Raw genomic sequence first — 16,463 nt, 5'->3', positions numbered from 1 at the left:
CATGGCTTCCGAACTCGACCTTCTCGAAAACGGACTGCGAAAGACCATGCTGTCGACCTCCGGCGCCGAACTGGACGCGGCGCTGGCCGGCATCGGCTGGGCCGACATGGTGTCCGATATGCCCGAGCAGGCGATACCGTTGGTCTTCCGACTGCTTGGCGAAACGGGTTCGCACGCATCGGTTCTCAACGACATCGTGGTGACCCAGACCCGCGGCCGCGAGCTCGGCGAGATCCCTGAGCTGCCCTACGCAGGCGGCGGGTGGGTGGTGTGGGACTACACCGGAGCGAGCGACAGCACGCTGGGCGGCCTGCCGCTGCGCCGGGTGGACGAAGGCGACCCGGTACGGCTGGTGGATGCCCGCAGGGCGGTCGGCTGGTGGCTGGTCGGTGCGGCAAGGGCGATGCTCAGCCTGGCCCGTCAGCACGCGTTGGACCGCGTCCAATTCGGCAAGCCGATCGCGAGCTTTCAGGCGGTCCGGCACCGGCTGGCGGAGACGCTGGTGGCCATCGAAGGAGCCGAGGCGACGCTCGACCTGCCAGGGGACGACAACCCCGACCTCACCGCGCTGCTGGCCAAGGCCGCTGCGGGCAAGGCAGCCCTGACCGCAGCCAAGCATTGCCAGCAGGTGCTCGGCGGCATCGGCTTCACCGCCGAGCACGACTTTAACCACCACGTGAAGCGGGTGCTGGTGCTCGACGGATTGCTCGGCAGCTCAAGGGAACTCACCAAGAGGGCCGGAGCCGGTCTGCGGGCCCGCGGCTCAGCGCCCCGCCTCGCCATCCTCTAACGCCCCCGCGAGCAGACGCAAAAGTCCGCAAAACCGCAGGACGCGCGGGACATTTACGTCTGCTCGCGCTGGAGTGGCGAGTTACTTGATGTTGGCCTTCATCTCGTCGAGGTTCACCAACACCGGCCAGCCGCCGACGCTCAGCGCATTGCCGTGCCCGGTCTGGTGGATGTCGAACACCGATTGGATCGCCGCGTAGAAGCCCTGCACGTCGAGCGTCTGGTTCACGGCACGCTTGGCCTGCCGCAGCGCGAACGGCGGCATCTTGGCGATCTGTTCGGCCAGCGCCCTGGTCTCGGCATCCAGCTGGTCGCGGGGCACGACCTTGTTCACCATCCCGGTGGCGGCCACCTCGTCGGCGGTCATCGACCGTCCCGTGAACAGGATCTCCTTGGCCTTGCGCGGACCCAGTTCCCATGTGTGCCCGTGATATTCAACCCCTCCGATACCCATCAGCACGACCGGATCGGAGAACTGCGCGTCGTCGGAGGCGATGATGAGGTCGCACGGCCAGCACAACAGCAGCCCCCCGGAGATGCACCGACCCTGCACCGCAGCGATCGACGGCTTCGGCACGTTGCGCCACCGCAGCGTGTACTCCAAATACCGCCTGGCCTCGTGCTGGATGACGAACTCGAGGGTGATCTTGTCGGGCACCGGGCCGCCGCCCCGCAGATCGTGGCCCGCCGAGAAGTGTTTTCCGTTGGCCCGCAACACGATCACCCCGACCTCGTTGTCCTCGGCTGCGCGGGTCCACGCCGCGTCGCGTTCGTCGAGAAGTTCCGTGTTCTGAGCGTTGGCCGCCTCCGGCCGATTGAGCGTGATCGTGGCGATGCGATCGCTGACCTCGTAGTCGATGTACACGGTGATTCCTTCTAGGTGCGGGGCAGCCCGAGCAGGCGCTGGGCGATGATGTTGCGTTGGATTTCGGAGGTGCCACCGGCGATGGTGCCGCCGAAAGATCTGATGTATCGCTCGAACCAACCGGCCCGGTACAGGTCGAGATGAAAAGGCGAGTACGGGCCCGAGGCGGCGGGGTGCACCAGCGCCTCGGGCCCGGCGGTCGCCAACGCATACTCGGACGCCACTTGCGACGCTTCGGAGCCGAACAGTTTCAGCACCGAGAGCGCACCCGCGTCCTCGTCGCCACGCGCGGCGCGCGCAAGCGCGATCGAGCCGAGCAACCGCAGCGCCTGGTTGTCCATCACCAGCGTGGCGTAGCTGTCCATGTCAAGCCGGGTGCGGACGGGATAATCCTCGACCAGCTCCTGCAGCCGATCGGCATAGCTGAGCCACAACATGTTTCGCTCGTGTCCGAGCGATCCGTTCGCGACCCGCCAGCCCTCGTTGAGCGGCCCGACGAGATTCTCGGCGGGCACAAGCGCATCGTTGAAGAACACCTCGTTGAAATCGAGGTCGTCGACGTCACACGCCGACGCGAACGGTCTGCGCGCTACGCCAGGCAGGTCGGTGGGAATCATCAACACGCTGATGCCCTTGTGCTTAGGGGCATCCGGGTCGGTTCGGACGAAAGTCAGCAACACGTCTGCGTCGTGCGCGCCGGAGGTCCACACCTTCTGGCCGTTGACGACGAAATGGTCGCCGTCTCGAACAGCCCTCGTTCGCAAAGACGCCAGATCGGAGCCGGCCCCCGGTTCACTCATCCCCAGCGACGCGGTCATCTCCGCCCGCAGGATCGGCACGGCCCACTTCTGCTGCTGCTCGACGGTGCCGTAGGAGATCAGCGAGGCGGCAATAATGCCGACGCCCTGGGGGTTGTAGGTCTGATAAAGCCGCCGTCGGGAAAGTTCCAGCTGATATGCGTACTGCTGCAGGATCGTCGCGTTGCGGCCCCCGAACTCGGGTGGGTTGCCGGGGACCAGCCAGCCGTTGTCGAACATCAGCCGCTGCCAGCGACGGGCCCACTCCGGGATGTGACTGCTCGACCACGACCGATCGAGCGCCTCGGCTTCAGGTGGCAAATTCAGGTCGAGGAAGGCGACGAACTCGGCGCGGAAGGCCTCGACGTCGGCGTCAAATGTCAGCTGCACGGCACTCCCAGCCGGTCTGCAAAATATGGAAAGACTTCCATCGTCACCAAGATGAGAATAGTATTCTCATGGCGAGAAAGTTACAATCTCCAACACGTTGGCCGCGAGGGGGTCGAGGACCGCAATGGCAAGGCGTTCTCCGGTACAGTCAGTTCATGTTCTCACCAATCGGCAAGCACCCGAGCCGCCGGTGACCAGCCCCAGCGAAGAACCGGCCTGGAAGCAGCGCGCGGTCGAACGGTCGATCAAGACAGCCAAGCTCCGGGCCGCCCAACGGGTACAGCGATTCCTCGACGCCGCTCAGGCGATCATCATCGAGAAGGGCAGCACGGACTTCACCGTGCAGGAGGTCGTCGACCGCTCCCGTCAGTCGCTACGAAGCTTCTACCTGCAGTTCGACGGAAAACACGAACTTCTGCTCGCGCTCTTCGAGGACGCGCTGAGCCGGTCCGCCGACCAGATCCGGGCCGCCACCGCCAACCACGACGACCCGATGGAGCGCCTCAAGGTCGCTGTCCAGCTGCTGTTCGAGACGTCGCGGCCGGATCCGACGGCCAAGCGCCCGTTGTTCACCGATTTCGCGCCTCGCCTTCTCGTGTCTCATCCGTCTGAGGTGAAGATTGCTCATGCACCGCTGCTCGCCCTGCTCACGGAGCTGATGGAGGACGCGGCTGGCACCGGCAAGCTGCGTGCCAACATCAATGCCAAGCGGATGGCGGCGATGACGATGCAGACCGTGATGTTCAATGCCGCGCAGTCCACCGGCGACCCCGACGACGAGGCGGGACATCCCATCACGGCCGACGAGGTGTGGGATTTCTGCGCGCACGGCTTCGCGGCCTAGCTGAGAACTGCATTCTCTTTGCCGAAGAATTCGGCTTACACTGGCGGCCGTGCCCGATCTGTGGAGCGATCTGCTCGAGTGCCTCGAGCTGACCTCGGGACGGTCTGACGGCACCGACGGGGCAACCGGCAGCGCGACGTTCGAAGGCCGCAATCAGCGGCTCGACTACCACCGGGTGTTCGGCGGTCAGCTGCTCGGTCAGCTCATCCAGGCCTCGCGCCTGCTGTGTCCCGACAAGGCGGTCAAATCCCTGCACACGGTGTTTCCCCGGGAGGGACGCGCCGACGAGCCGGTGATCTTTGAGGCGGTACGGCACCACGAGGGCCGGTCATTCGCCGCGCTGACGATCACGGGCCGCCAGGGCAGGCGCGTGGTGGCCACCACCACGATCTCCATGCACGCGGCCGAGGACGGACCCGAGCATCAGGCCGTCGCCGACGTACCGCCGCTACTCGGCCCCGAACACCGGCTCTCACTCGACCTCATACCATGGGAGACCCGCGCCGTCGACGACCTCAACCTCACGAGCACCAGTCCACCGGAGTTCGAATTCTGGATGCGCACACCGGATGTCGACCCGGCACTCGCCCCGGCACTGGCCGCCTATGCCACCGACCTCACGTTGATCGGCACAGCGTTGCGCCCGATGGACGGTTTGGGCCAGCGCGGCAACGGGACACAGTTCACGTCTGCCGTCACCTCACACACGCTGTGGTTTCACCGACCGTTCCGGACCGACGAATGGCTGCTGTTGCGCCAGCACAGCCCGCTGCTCGCGTACGGCCGCTGCTTCGGCCGCGGCGATGTCCTGACCGAGGGCGGGGTCCTCGTCGCCTCCTACGGCCAGGAGGCGCTCCTGAGGGTCGCACAGTGACCTGCGGGCAACGTGAGAAGGCCGTTCTACTAAGCGGAGAGTATAAATCCCAAAAAATGACCGTCCCATTGACACAATTGCAGCGCTGGTGACAGAGTTTGTGAGACAACGGCCATGAATTTGTCTTACCCAGCCCTGGTCATTGCGAAAGGGACACCGTGACCGTCGATACCGCCGAAGCTGCCACCAGCGACGTCTATTTCGATCCGTACGACATCACCATCAACGCCGACCCGTACCCGACGTTCAGGCGCCTCCGTGAGGAAGCGCCGCTGTACTACAACGCCCAGCACGACTTCTTTGCGTTGAGCCGCTTCGCCGACGTCAACAAGGCGCTGGTGGACCACGAGACGTTCAGCTCGGCCCGCGGTGCGATCATCGAACTCATCAAGGCGAATATCGAGATCCCGCCCGGCACAGTAATTTTCGAGGATCCGCCGATCCACGACATCCATCGCAAGCTGCTGGCACGGATGTTCACGCCACGTAAGGTCAACGCGCTCGAGCCCAAGATCCGCGAGTATTGCGCGCAGGCCCTTGACCCGCTGGTCGGCGGCGGCAGGTTCGATTTCGTCGCCGACCTCGGCGCCATCATGCCGATGCAGGTGATCAGCGCGCTGCTGGGCATCCCCGAAGGGGACCAGGAGATGATCCGCGACCACGCCAACGCGCAGCTGCGCACCGAGGCGGGCAAGCCCATGAACCACGAAGAGGGCGGCGCCATGGTTACCGGCGAAATCTTCGAGGCCTACATCGACTGGCGTGCCGACCACCCGTCGGATGACATCATGACGGAGCTGCTCAACGCCGAGTTCGTCGACGAGACGGGCACCACCCGCACCCTGTCGCGCCAGGAACTGCTCACCTACCTCAACGTGGTGTCGGGCGCGGGCAACGAAACCACGACGCGGCTGATCGGCTGGGCGGGCAAGGTGCTCGCCGAGCATCCCGACCAGCGTCGTGAACTCGTCGACGATCCGACCTTGATCCCCCAGGCGATCGAGGAGCTGCTGCGCTTCGAGCCGCCCGCACCCCATGTGGCCCGCTACGTGACACGAGATGTCGAGATCCACGGCCAGACCGTGCCCAAGGGCAGCGTGATGATGATGCTGATCGGCGCCGCCGTGCGCGACCATCGCCAGTTCCCGCCCGACGGCGACGTTTTCGACATCCACCGCGAACTGCGTCAGCACCTGTCCTTCAGCGTCGGCACGCACTACTGCCTCGGGTCGGCGTTGGCCCGGCTCGAGGGCCGCGTCGCCATCGAAGAGATCCTCAAGAGGTTCCCGGAGTGGGATGTCGACATGACCAACGCGACGCTGTCCCCCACGTCGACTGTCCGCGGCTGGGAATCCATGCCCGCTGTTCTGAAGTGAAATCCTTTCCGCTAACGACGAATTGAGGTTGGAATGACTGGACGTGTTGAAGGCAAGGTCGCTTTCATCTCCGGTGCCGCGCGTGGCCAGGGCCGTGCGCATGCGGTTCGACTGGCGCAGGAGGGCGCCGACATCATCGCCGTCGACATCTGTAAGCAGATCGACAGCGTGCAGATTCCGCTGTCCACGCCGGAGGACTTGGCCGAGACCGCCGATCTGGTCAAGGGCCACAACCGCCGCATCTACACCGCCGAGGTCGACGTGCGCGACTACGACGCGCTGAAGGCCGCGGTGGACGCGGGCGTGGAGCAGATGGGCAGGCTCGACATCATCGTCGCCAACGCCGGCATCGGCAACGGCGGTGCGACTCTTGACAAGACCGGCGAAGTCGACTGGACGGACATGATCGACGTCAACCTCGGAGGCGTGTGGAAAACCGTGAAAGCCGGTGTCCCACACATCCTCGCGGGCGGCCGCGGCGGGTCCATCATTCTGACCAGCTCGGTCGGCGGCCTGAAGGCATACCCGCACACCGGCCACTACGTCGCCGCCAAGCACGGTGTGGTGGGCCTGATGCGGACGTTTGCCGTCGAGCTCGGTGCGCAGAACATCCGCGTGAACTCGGTGCATCCGACCAATGTCAACACCCCGCTGTTCATGAACGAGGGCACGATGAAGCTGTTCCGGCCCGATCTGGAGAACCCGGGCCCCGACGACATGAAGGTCGTCGGGCAGCTGATGCACACGCTGCCGATCGGCTGGGTGGAACCCGAGGACATCGCCAACGCCGTGCTGTTCCTTGCGTCGGACGAAGCGCGTTACGTCACCGGTGTGACGCTGCCGATCGACGGTGGCAGCTGCCTGAAGTAGCCACCGGCAGTGACACTTGCGCAGCTGACGATCCCACAGGGTTGGGATGGCATCACGCCGGGTTGGATGACGACGGCGCTCGCTACACATCATCCCGGCGCGGTGGTCGACGCCGTGCGGGTGGCGCTGCGCGACGACGGCACGAACAAGCGGGCCCGACTGGAGTTGACCTATTCGGCCGGCTCGGGGCCCGCCACGGTGTTCGCCAAGGCAGTCGACCCGGCGCACGCCGAACTCGTGGCGCTGACCAGCGGCCTGTACCACGAGCCTCGACTCTTCTCATCGGGAGTGCCTCTGCCGCTTGATCATCCGACGGTCTACGCGGCGCTCATCGACGAAGAGCATTCCGACTTCCTGATGATCATGGAGGACGTCGTCGCGCGCGGTGCGGATCCTCGCGACTCCACCCGGCCGATGACCGTCGACCAGGTCGCCGCCGGGGTGCGCGGCCTCGCCCGACTGCACAGTGCGTACTGGGGAGACCGGCTGACCGGCAACCCGGCGCTGGGCTGGGTCGAGCCGTTCGTCGCGTTCGAGGGAATGCAGTACGCCCCACTGCACATCGCGCGCGAGCGGTTGGGTGATACCGTCGCCGGCGAGATACTGGCGCTGGACGGAGAGCGACTGTTCATCGACATCTGGGCGCGCTACATCGGAACGCTGACGACCTCGTCGCAGACACTGCTGCACGGCGATCCGCACATCGGCAACACCTACGTGCTGCCCGACGACGACGTCGGCTTTCTCGACTGGCAGATGGTGCGCCGGGGCAACTGGTCGCTTGATCTCGGTTATTTCCTCCAGGGTGCGCTGACGATCGACGACAGGCGCCGCGGCGAGCGTGAACTCCTCGACGAGTACCGCGCCGCGCTGGCACTGCCGTCCGAGGAAATGCCAAGCGCCGACGAGGTGCTGCTGCGCTACCGCGCTTCGGTCGCACACGGGCTGGCGATCTGGATGGCCACCCTGTCGGGCGGCGACGCCTGGCAGAGCCCCGAGATCTGCCTCGCGCTCGCGCAGCGGTACGCGGCCGCGTTCGGAGACCTCGACACCCGTGCGGCGATTGACGCCATCGCGTAGACCGGCCCGATAGTCTTCGCCCCGTGGAGACATTCGAGGGACGCGGTGCGGTCATCACCGGCGGCGCGAGCGGGATCGGTTTCGCCTCCGCACAGGAGTTCACCAGGCGCGGCGCCCGCGTCGTGCTGGCCGACATCGACCAGTCCGCGCTCGATGCGGCCGTCGAGCAGCTCCGCTCCGCCGGCGCGGAAGCGCATGGCGTCATCTGCGACGTGACAAAGCTGGACGCCGTCGAGCACCTCGCCGACGAATCCTTCCGCCTGCTCGGCGAGGTGAACCTGGTCTTCAACAACGCGGGCATCGCCTACGCCGGACCCGTCGCCGACGTCACCCACGGCGACTGGCGCTGGGTGATCGACGTCGACCTGTGGGGGCCGATCCATGGCGTCGAGGCATTCCTGCCGCGGCTCGTCGAGCAGGGCGGCGATCGCCACATCATGTTCACCGCATCGTTCGCCGGCATGGTGGGCAACGCCGGACTCGGGCCGTACTCCGTGGCCAAATTCGGTGTCGTCGCGCTCGCAGAAGGCCTCGCCCGCGAGCTCAAAGGTGAGGGTATCGGCGTCTCGGTGCTATGCCCGATGATCGTGGACACACCGCTGATGGCCAACTCGGAACGCACGAGAAGTGACGCCTACGGTGATCGCAGCGAGCAGGCCGCAGCGATTGCGCAAGCGCTGATCGCGCCGACCGACGAGAACGTGCGACCCGACGACATAGCGCGGCTGACGGCCGACGCTGTGCTCGCCAACCGGCTGTACATCCTGCCGCACAGCGCGTCCCGCGAATCGATTCGACGACGCTTCGAGCGCATCGACCGCACCTTCACCGAACAGGCCGCCGGAGGCTGGACTCACTGAGTCAGCCAAACCGGTCAGCGCACGGCCGCCCGGGTGGTTGCATGGAACCGCTACGGGAGCGGGGTGGGGCGTGAAGCGACTCAACGGCATGGACGCCATGTTGCTGTACAGCGAGACCCCCAACCTGCACACGCACACCTTGAAGGTCGCGGTCATCGACGCCACCGACTTCGACGGCGACTTCACGTTCGACGTCTTCCGACGGACGCTCCGGCGCCGCCTGCATCTGCTCGACCCGCTGCGCTACCGCCTCGTCGACATCCCGTGGAAGATGCACCACCCGATGTGGATGGAGAACTGCGAGGTCGACCTCGACTATCACCTGCGCAGGGTGCAGGTGCCTGCTCCTGGCGGCCGCCGCGAGCTCGACCAGGTCATCGGCGAGATCGCCAGTACTCCGTTGGACCGCGAACACCCACTGTGGGAATTTCACTTCGCCGAGGGGTTGGCCGACAACCGCTTCGCTCTCGTCGGCAAGGTGCACCACACCCTGGCCGACGGCGTCGCGTCGGCCAACCTGCTCGCGCGGCTGATGGATCTCACCGGCGCCGACCAGAATGAGCGCGACGACTACACCACCTGCGCCCCGCCGTCACGGCGCGAGCTGCTGCGCAACGCAGGCCGTGACCACGTCTCGAACGTCGCCGCGCTGCCCGGCCTGATCGGCGACGCCGCGCGCGGGTTGGCCCGAGTCAGGCGCCGGTCGCGCGAGCACGGCGACCAGCCGGACATGGCGAAGTTGTTCAAGGCGCCACCGACGTTCCTCAACCACGTGGTGTCCCCCGTCCGGACGTTTGCGACGGCGTCACTGGCGCTGGCCGATGTCAAGGAGACGGCCAAGAACCTCGGCGTCACGTTCAACGACGTCGTGTTGGCGATGGCGGCAGGCGGATTGCGAGAACTGTTGCTGCGCTACGACGGTCGAGCCGACCGGCCGATCCTGGCTTCGGTGCCGGTGGCCACCGACAAGTCGACGGAGCGCATCACCGGCAACGAGATCGGCGGTTTGTCAGTGTCGCTGCCGGTGCACCCCGACGATCCGCTCGAGCGGGTCCGGCTGACGTCGGTTGCGGCGTCGCGCGCAAAGGAGAACTACGAGCTGATGGGCCCGGAACTGCAGGGCAAGTTGATGCAGTACCTGCCGCCTTCGCTCGCGCCCCCGCTGTTCCGGTGGCAGTCCAAACGCGCCGCCCACAACAGCATCATGAACGTGGCGGTGTCCAACGTGCCGGGGCCGCGCGAACGCGGGCATGTCGGCGGTGCCCCGGTGAGCGAGATCTATTCGATCGGGATCCTGTCGTCCGGCAGCGCCTTCAACATGACGGTGTGGAGTTATGTCGACCAGGTCGACATTTCGATCCTGTCCGACGACCTCACGTTCGACGATATTCACGAGGCCACCGACGCAATGGTCCACGGTCTGGCCGAGATCCGCCGCGCCGCAGGGCTTCCCGCAGAGCTCAGCACCGTCGAGACGGCGATGGCACCGACCAAACCGGTCGGTTAGCCGAGTATCGGGAAGCGGCGCTTGTTCGCCAACTCGTCGAGGGCGGCCTGCATGACCTCACGGACACGGGCGTCCACCGCGTCGACATCGGGGTCCTCGCCGAACTCGTCGACGACGTCGATCGGATCGAGTACCTGTGTGACGATCTTGGTCGGCAGCGGAATATTGGGTGGGAAGAACACGCTGAGCCCGAACGGGAAACCGAAGGTGACCGGCAGGATCTCTGCTCGAAGCCGCTCCAGACCCAATCGCTTGGCCAGCCAGTTGCCGCGGGTGAGGAACAACTGTGATTCCTGCGCACCGATGGACACCATCGGCACGATGGGCACCCCGGATTCGATTGCGGTCCTGATGTATCCGGTCCTGCCCGCGAAATCGATCTTGTTCTCGAAGGTCGGCCGGTAGGAGTCATAGTCGCCGCCGGGAAACACCAGCACGAGCGCGCCTGCATGCAACGCCTTCTCGGCATTTTCCCGGTTTGCCTCGATCACCCCTGCGCGATGCAGCCAATCGCCCATCGGCCCGATGAAGAGCGCAGAGTGCGCGAGGGTGAAAACGGGACGGTCGAAGCCGAATTTGTCGTAGAACGCCGGCGCGAAGACCATCACGTCGGGGGTGAGCATGCCGCCGGAGTGGTTTGACACAAGCAACGCGCCGCCTGCGGGCGGGATGGCGGCCAGCCCGCGCACCTCCGCTCGGAAGTACCGCTTGATGACTGGCCCGGCCCACTTCTTGATCTGCTCAGTGAAGCCGGGATCCCACTTGGTGGCGTCTTCCTTGCCGATGGAGTCCTTGCCGATGGAGCCAACGTCCCTGTCGCCCATAGCTGCCCTCGCGTCCTATTGTGTGCGTCGCATACCCACGGCGGGCATGGAGTACCCACCGGTCGGGCTCACCTGCGAATATAGTACTCTCTTTTGTTGAGAATGTCATTTCCATAGAGGGGGACGGATGACAGACGCAGTGCTTGTCACAGGCGGATTCGGCCTGGTCGGATCGCAGACCGTCAAGAGGCTGACCGCCGACGGCCGCCGGGTGGTGGTCGCGGACCTCGACACACCGGCCAACCGCAATAAGGCCAAGGCGCTGCCCGTCGGTGCCGACGTGCGGTGGGCGGACCTGACCGACGCGGCCGCGGTGCAGCGGCTGGTGTCCGAGGTGGCACCGTCGGTGATCGTCCACCTCGCAGCCGTCATCCCGCCCCCGCTCTACCGAAATCCCAGCCTGGCCCGCAAGGTCAACGTCGACGCCACGGTGGCATTGGTGCGCGCCGCCGAGGCGCAGCCCACGCCGCCTCGCTTCGTACAGGCATCGAGCAACGCCGTCTACGGCTCGCGCAACCCGCATCGGGTCACCGACGTGGTTCGCGCCGAAACACCGCCGAGGCCGTTCGAGCTGTACAGCAACACCAAACTCGAAGCCGAGGAGTTCGTCCGCGCATCGAGCCTGGAATGGGTGGTGCTGCGGCTCGGCGGTGTGCTCAGCCCGGACTTCAGCGCCCTGCCGCTGACCGCCGACGGCATATTCATCGAGAGCGCACTGCCCACCGACGGGCGGATTCACACGGTCGACGTCCGTGACGTGGGCATCGCGTTCGCGGCGGCCACCACCGCGGACGTCGCGAACGAGATCCTGCTGATCGCGGGCGACGACTCACACAAGCTGCTGCAGAAGGATGTCGGTGCCGCACTCGCTGCCGCACTCGGGTTGCCCGGCGTGCTACCCGAGGGGCGGCCGGGCGATCCGGACGACGACGACGGCTGGTTCCTCACCGACTGGATGGACACCGCGCGGGCACAGGAGGCGCTGGGCTTCCAGCATCATTCATGGCCGTCCATGCTCGCGGAGATGACTGAGCGAATGGGGTGGAAGCGATATCTGCTGCGGCCCGTCGCGCCCTTGGCGCGCGTCTTCCTCTCGCGCCGGGCCGCCTACCGCAATGCGCCGGGAACCTACGCCGATCTGTGGGGTGCGATCGCGGCCAAGTTGGGCGATCCCTGCCTCAGCAACGAGGGCACGCAGGGCTAACCGGGACCAAGCTGGTAGTCGCCGGTCTGCGGGTTGTGGTGCCACCCACTCGCCGCCTGCGTGCCACCGTCGACGTGGATCGTCTGGCCGGTGATGTAGCTGGACATGTCGGACGCGAGAAACACAGCCGCACCGGCCATTTCGTCGACATGTCCCGGCCGTGCCATCGGGATCATATGCCTGGCGCCCTCGGGCAGGCCCTCGCGCGACACCCGCAACAGGCCTTCGGTGACGGTCAGATCGGGGGCCAGTGCGTTGACGCGGATTCCCTGAGTGGCCAGTTCGAGCGCCGCCGTCTTGGTGTAGTTGATGACGCCCGCCTTTGCGGCGGCGTAGGCCGCATAGCCGGGCGCCGCGCGCACGCCCTCGATCGACGTCACGTTGATGACGCTTCCCGGCAGGCCGGCCGCCACCAGTCGCCGTGACACCCGCTGCGTGCAGAGAAGTACATGGCGCAGGTTCGACCGGTACAGCGCGTCCCAGCCGTTCTCGGTGGTCTCGAGCAACGGCGAGGAGAAGACACCGCCTGCATTGTTGACGAGGATGCTCACGGTGCCGAGCTCGTCCTCCGTCCGCTGCAGCGCCGCGTCGACCTGCTCGCCGTCGCGGACGTCGGTGACGATGCCAAGAGCCCCAATGCCTTCGGCCGTCGACGCGCATGTTTCGGGGTTGCGCTCCCAGATGGCGACCTTCGCCCCGAACGCGGCGAGCCCGCCCGCGATGCCGCGTCCGATGCCCTCTCCCCCGCCGGTGACAACCGCGACTCGGCCGGTGAGGAGGATGTTCGACGGATCGATGGCCATCGGTCGAGTTAACCAGTCTTGGTGGTGCGGATGCCAAGGCCCGCGGGCGCGGTACCGATGATCCCCTGGTCTTCGAGTTCTTGAATCTCGTCGTCGCCGAGCCCGAGGCCGGAGAGCACTTCGTGGTTGTGCTGGCCGAGCAGCGGCGCGGGGGTGCGGTGGTGACGCCGCGGCCCTTTCGAGATGCGCATCGGCAGCGTGCTGTGCCGTGCGGTCGGATTCACCGGATGATCGACCCGCTCGTAGAAGCCACGATGCGCGAGCTGCGGCAGGTCGCCGACGCGATGTGGCTGCATGACCTTGGCAACGGGCACGCCCGCGCCCCAGAGGGTTTGGACGATCTCGTCACCGGTTCGCGTTGCGCACCAGTCGCTCAGGTGCTCGTCGATCGCATCGTGATGTCGTCGTCGTCCAGCGGCTGTCGCCAGCTCGTCGGTCGCCCAGTCCGGGTTTGCCAGGGCAGCGATCAGGTTCGACCACTGGTCGTCGGTGGCCACCGCGATCGCCACCCAGTCGTCGGGTCGGCCGAACTCATCGAGTTCGCTTGTGCGGTAGAGGTTCTGCGGTGCGGCGGTGGGTCCGCGGTTGCCGTCGCGTTGCAGCAGGCTGCCGTAGGCGGAGTGCTCGATGACCTGCTCGGCGGCGACGTTGAGCGCCGCGTCGACCATCGCGGCCTCGATGCAGACGCCCTCACCCGTGCGCCGCCGGTGTGCCAGCGCCAGCATCAACGCGTTGAGCCCGTGCACGCCTGCGTTCGGGTCGCCCACGGCATAGGGCTCCACCGGGTTCTGGTCGGGATGGCCGGTCAGCCAGGTGATCCCGGATGCGTCCTCGATGACGTAGGCGAACGCGGGCTTGTCCCGCCACGGACCGTCGAGCCCGAAGCCGGGCATGCGCATCATGATGGCGTCGGGACGCAGCCTTCGCACCGCGTCGAAGTCGAGCCCGATCTGGTCGAGCACCCGCGGTGTGTAGTTCTCCACGATGACGTCGCACGTCTTCACCAGCTCGTGGAGTAGCTCGACGCCGCGTTGGTTGCGGATGTCCAGCGTCACGCTCTTCTTGTTGGTGTTCAAACCCGAGAAGATCGGCGAACGCTCCCACCACTGGTCCTCCGTGGCCGGCACTCCCGCGATCAACCGTGTGCCGTCGGGACGCGCGGTCGACTCGACGTGGATGACCTCGGCACCGAGTTGCGCCAGCACATGCGTGCACGACGGCCCGGCCCAGAAGCTCGTCATGTCCAGCACCCGCAGCCCCTCGAACGATAACCCCGCCCAAATGTCGGTATGGGCGCTGATTTCACCCTTTTTCGCGCCCAAATGTCGGATTCGGCGGTAGTGGTCGGTGTGCTCGCCGAGCCGGGGGGCGGGTTGCGGCGGGCGCACGAGCGACGGGTTTGCCCGATACGGCGGTCCTGGCTGGGTGAATCCGTCGCGCGGATTGGTGACGAACACTCCTCGTTCGACGAACTGGTCGAACGACGTGACGTTGGCGCCGTTTCCGACCGGCGCGTTGGGAATCCGGAATGCGGTCGACAGGTCGAGGATGTCGTCGACGTTGTTCTCGCGCACCCACTCGTAGATCTGCTCGGCGTGGATGTTGGCCTGCTGGGTGATGGAGAGCTCCGACGCCTCGTCGATCCATTCGTCGTGGCCGATCATGGCGCACAGGTCGAACCACTGCTGCGCGGTGCCGCAGCCCAGCGCCACCAGCCCGTCGGCCGCCGTCGCAACGCCCGGGACGGTGAGCCGACGCAGATCCCGGAACGGACGGCCGAGCGCGTCGTTGAACGACACCGAATAGTAAGTGAGGGAGAGAATCTGCGTTTCGAGCATGGAGACGTCGACGAGGCCGGAGCGTACGGCCATCGTGCCCGCGGCGGCATAGGCTCCCGCAAGCCACTCGCCGATCTGCCCGGCGACGAACAGCGGCGCGCGGTCCTGCGCACCCCGGCCGAGGCCGATAACGCCGCCCGACCACGCCTGCACGGTGAACTCCGTCGCCGGGTTGTCCGCCCACGGTCCCTCGAGGCCGAACGGCGTGATCGCCGTGACGGTCAGGTCGGGATGAGCATCGGCCAGCGCCACCGGCGAGAACTCGTCGAGCGCGGCGATCGTCGAGCCGCGCGACCACACCACCGCGTCCGCTGTCGCCAGCGACCCGCGCAGCATCTCCACGTCGTCGAGGTTTTCGGCATCGCCGACGACGCTGTGCTTGGAACACGCAAGGAAGCTGAACAACGCGCCGTCGTCACCCGGCTTGATGTCGGCTCCGGACGCCGACCACCTGCGCAGTGGATCGCCTTCGGGAGGCTCGACTTTAATCACCGTGGCGCCGCCGTCGGCCAGCAGCTTCGTGCAGTAGGCGCCTGCGATACCGACAGAGAGGTCGATGACGGTGTATCCGTCGAGCGGCAGTGACGTCATTCCTTCTTCTTGCGATTCTGCTTGCTCAACCGGAATTCGGGTGGGAACTTGCTGTCGTTCTCGTTGACCGAATCCGCGAGCCCCGCGTCGATCGCGTCGCCGAGCATGAAGTCTGCCCCGTCGGGCCGCACCGAGCCGCCCATCGATTCGAACGCCGCGGAAAGCAAGCTGCCCATGTACTCACCCTGGAACTGCTTGACGACCTCGAAGAACACCTTCTGCTGAAAGATGCTGTCCACAGGCCGGTTACGGGCGCATGCCAGCGCGTACTTCTCGACTTCTGCTTCGAGGTGATCCCGCTCGACGACCTTGTTGAGGAAGTTGCAGGCCAGCATCTCGTCGGCCGTGAACGGCCGTCCGGTGAACACCATCTCCTGAAACGGGCGAAGACCCATCGTCAGCACCCAGGTCCACATGCGCGGGCCCCAGCCGAAGTAGCGGAACGACGGGTGCCCGAAAAGTGCGTCGTCCGAGGAGACCACGAGGTCCGCGTCGGCGCACTGGTAGAAATGCCAGCCGTAGCAGTAGCCCTTGGCCTCGACGATGCTGATCTTCTTGAGTTCCTGAAGCGCCCTGTTGCCCGCCGCCGCGTTGGCGTACCACTGGCCCATCGTCGCGCCGTGGCGAAAGGAGCCTTCGGGTGGATACGTGACGTTCGGGTCGTCCACCCGAAGCTCAGCGAGCCTGTCCTCGTCCGTGCTTGCCATGAAGTCGGGCAGATCGGCACCGCTGCCGAGGTCGTCGCCGACGCCACGGATCACCACGACCTTCACGTCGTCGTCCACCGTCGCACCGCGCAACAGGTCCGCGTATCGCAGTCGTGCTGCGGACGTCGGCGCGTTCAGGTACTCGGGACGGTTGAACGTGATCGTCGCGATCTTGGTCTCGGGGTCCTTGTCGTAGAGGACGATCTCCTCTGGCGATGGGCGTTCGCCTGGCGCCATGTACTTT

The 16,463-nt window shown here is 66.1% G+C and carries 15 protein-coding genes; 9 read left to right on the top strand and 6 right to left on the bottom strand.

The genetic code is table 11. From position 1 onward, the window contains the following. Window position 1: 1 nt before the first annotated feature. Window positions 2–790 carry an acyl-CoA dehydrogenase family protein gene (locus D6M19_RS07550; protein WP_123024583.1) on the top strand — a complete coding sequence of 263 codons (789 nt, stop codon included), beginning with the start codon at window positions 2–4 and terminating at the stop codon, window positions 788–790. 81 nt (window positions 791–871) lie between these two features. On the opposite strand, the gene D6M19_RS07545 is transcribed toward D6M19_RS07550, so the two are convergent. Both D6M19_RS07545 and D6M19_RS07540 read right to left on the bottom strand, forming a co-directional pair. After that, window positions 872–1,654, bottom strand: coding sequence for an enoyl-CoA hydratase (locus D6M19_RS07545; protein WP_123024582.1), 783 nt, complete (start codon window positions 1,652–1,654; stop codon window positions 872–874). A gap of 11 nt (window positions 1,655–1,665) precedes the next feature. Further along, window positions 1,666–2,841, bottom strand: coding sequence for an acyl-CoA dehydrogenase family protein (locus D6M19_RS07540; RefSeq protein ID WP_123024581.1), 1,176 nt, complete (start codon window positions 2,839–2,841; stop codon window positions 1,666–1,668). 124 nt (window positions 2,842–2,965) lie between these two features. Between D6M19_RS07540 and D6M19_RS07535 the strand changes: the two genes are divergently transcribed. The 7 genes from D6M19_RS07535 (at window position 2,966) to D6M19_RS07505 (ending at window position 10,252) form a co-directional block, all read left to right on the top strand. After that, window positions 2,966–3,685 carry a TetR/AcrR family transcriptional regulator gene (locus tag D6M19_RS07535; protein WP_123024580.1) on the top strand — a complete coding sequence of 240 codons (720 nt, stop codon included), beginning with the start codon at window positions 2,966–2,968 and terminating at the stop codon, window positions 3,683–3,685. Window positions 3,686–3,734: 49 nt separating this feature from the next. Then, window positions 3,735–4,559 carry an acyl-CoA thioesterase gene (locus D6M19_RS07530; protein WP_123024579.1) on the top strand — a complete coding sequence of 275 codons (825 nt, stop codon included), beginning with the start codon at window positions 3,735–3,737 and terminating at the stop codon, window positions 4,557–4,559. A 158-nt stretch (window positions 4,560–4,717) separates the two neighbouring features. Beyond that, a complete protein-coding gene (locus D6M19_RS07525; RefSeq protein ID WP_123024578.1) occupies window positions 4,718–5,935 on the top strand; it encodes a cytochrome P450 in 1,218 nt (405 codons plus the stop codon). Window positions 5,936–5,968: 33 nt separating this feature from the next. After that, on the top strand, window positions 5,969–6,805 hold the full coding sequence (locus D6M19_RS07520; RefSeq protein ID WP_123024577.1) for a mycofactocin-coupled SDR family oxidoreductase: 837 nt from the start codon (window positions 5,969–5,971) through the stop codon (window positions 6,803–6,805). Window positions 6,806–6,814: 9 nt separating this feature from the next. Continuing rightward, window positions 6,815–7,885 carry a phosphotransferase gene (locus D6M19_RS07515; RefSeq protein WP_123024576.1) on the top strand — a complete coding sequence of 357 codons (1,071 nt, stop codon included), beginning with the start codon at window positions 6,815–6,817 and terminating at the stop codon, window positions 7,883–7,885. Window positions 7,886–7,908: 23 nt separating this feature from the next. Beyond that, the gene (locus D6M19_RS07510) at window positions 7,909–8,745 is read left to right on the top strand and encodes an SDR family NAD(P)-dependent oxidoreductase (protein ID WP_123024575.1); all 837 of its coding nucleotides are present in this window, start codon (window positions 7,909–7,911) and stop codon (window positions 8,743–8,745) included. 70 nt (window positions 8,746–8,815) lie between these two features. Continuing rightward, window positions 8,816–10,252, top strand: a complete 1,437-nt coding sequence (locus D6M19_RS07505; RefSeq protein WP_123024574.1) for a WS/DGAT/MGAT family O-acyltransferase — start codon at window positions 8,816–8,818, stop codon at window positions 10,250–10,252. Here the strand turns inward: D6M19_RS07505 and D6M19_RS07500 are convergent. Beyond that, window positions 10,249–11,076: a lysophospholipid acyltransferase family protein gene (locus D6M19_RS07500; protein ID WP_123024573.1), complete on the bottom strand. Its 828-nt coding sequence runs from the start codon at window positions 11,074–11,076 to the stop codon at window positions 10,249–10,251. The genes D6M19_RS07505 and D6M19_RS07500 overlap by 4 nt on opposite strands. A 127-nt stretch (window positions 11,077–11,203) precedes the next feature. On the opposite strand from D6M19_RS07500, the gene D6M19_RS07495 reads away from it, so the two are divergent. Beyond that, on the top strand, window positions 11,204–12,280 hold the full coding sequence (locus tag D6M19_RS07495) for an NAD-dependent epimerase/dehydratase family protein (protein ID WP_123024572.1): 1,077 nt from the start codon (window positions 11,204–11,206) through the stop codon (window positions 12,278–12,280). On the opposite strand, the gene D6M19_RS07490 is transcribed toward D6M19_RS07495, so the two are convergent. Genes D6M19_RS07490 through D6M19_RS07480 form a run of 3 tightly spaced genes read right to left on the bottom strand, consistent with a single transcriptional unit; the run spans window position 12,277 to window position 16,456 of the window. Further along, window positions 12,277–13,083 (bottom strand): SDR family NAD(P)-dependent oxidoreductase, encoded by an 807-nt coding sequence (locus tag D6M19_RS07490; RefSeq protein ID WP_123024571.1) that lies wholly within the window; start codon window positions 13,081–13,083, stop codon window positions 12,277–12,279. The two genes, D6M19_RS07495 and D6M19_RS07490, sit on opposite strands and share 4 nt — an antisense overlap. A gap of 8 nt (window positions 13,084–13,091) precedes the next feature. Next, complete coding sequence (locus D6M19_RS07485; RefSeq protein ID WP_123024570.1) at window positions 13,092–15,512, bottom strand: CaiB/BaiF CoA-transferase family protein; 2,421 nt, start codon at window positions 15,510–15,512, stop codon at window positions 13,092–13,094. Next, window positions 15,509–16,456, bottom strand: coding sequence for an enoyl-CoA hydratase/isomerase family protein (locus D6M19_RS07480; RefSeq protein ID WP_123024569.1), 948 nt, complete (start codon window positions 16,454–16,456; stop codon window positions 15,509–15,511). The genes D6M19_RS07485 and D6M19_RS07480 overlap by 4 nt, the downstream gene beginning before the upstream one ends. Window positions 16,457–16,463 lie beyond the last annotated feature (7 nt).

This window comes from Mycolicibacterium stellerae, assembly GCF_003719305.1.
Lineage (GTDB): Bacteria > Actinomycetota > Actinomycetes > Mycobacteriales > Mycobacteriaceae > Mycobacterium > Mycobacterium stellerae.
This window is presented reverse-complemented; position numbering and strand designations above follow the sequence as displayed.

Excerpts from the sequence above, each read along its gene's own strand:
- D6M19_RS07550 (WP_123024583.1), top strand. The coding sequence starts at position 2 with ATGGCTTCCGAACTCGACCTTCTCGAAAACGGACTGCGAAAGACCATG.
- D6M19_RS07535 (WP_123024580.1), top strand. The coding sequence starts at position 2,966 with ATGGCAAGGCGTTCTCCGGTACAGTCAGTTCATGTTCTCACCAATCGG.
- D6M19_RS07520 (WP_123024577.1), top strand. The coding sequence starts at position 5,969 with ATGACTGGACGTGTTGAAGGCAAGGTCGCTTTCATCTCCGGTGCCGCG.
- D6M19_RS07500 (WP_123024573.1), bottom strand. The coding sequence starts at position 11,076 with ATGGGCGACAGGGACGTTGGCTCCATCGGCAAGGACTCCATCGGCAAG.
- D6M19_RS07495 (WP_123024572.1), top strand. The coding sequence starts at position 11,204 with ATGACAGACGCAGTGCTTGTCACAGGCGGATTCGGCCTGGTCGGATCG.
- D6M19_RS07490 (WP_123024571.1), bottom strand. The coding sequence starts at position 13,083 with ATGGCCATCGATCCGTCGAACATCCTCCTCACCGGCCGAGTCGCGGTT.
- D6M19_RS07485 (WP_123024570.1), bottom strand. The coding sequence starts at position 15,512 with ATGACGTCACTGCCGCTCGACGGATACACCGTCATCGACCTCTCTGTC.
- D6M19_RS07480 (WP_123024569.1), bottom strand. The coding sequence starts at position 16,456 with ATGGCGCCAGGCGAACGCCCATCGCCAGAGGAGATCGTCCTCTACGAC.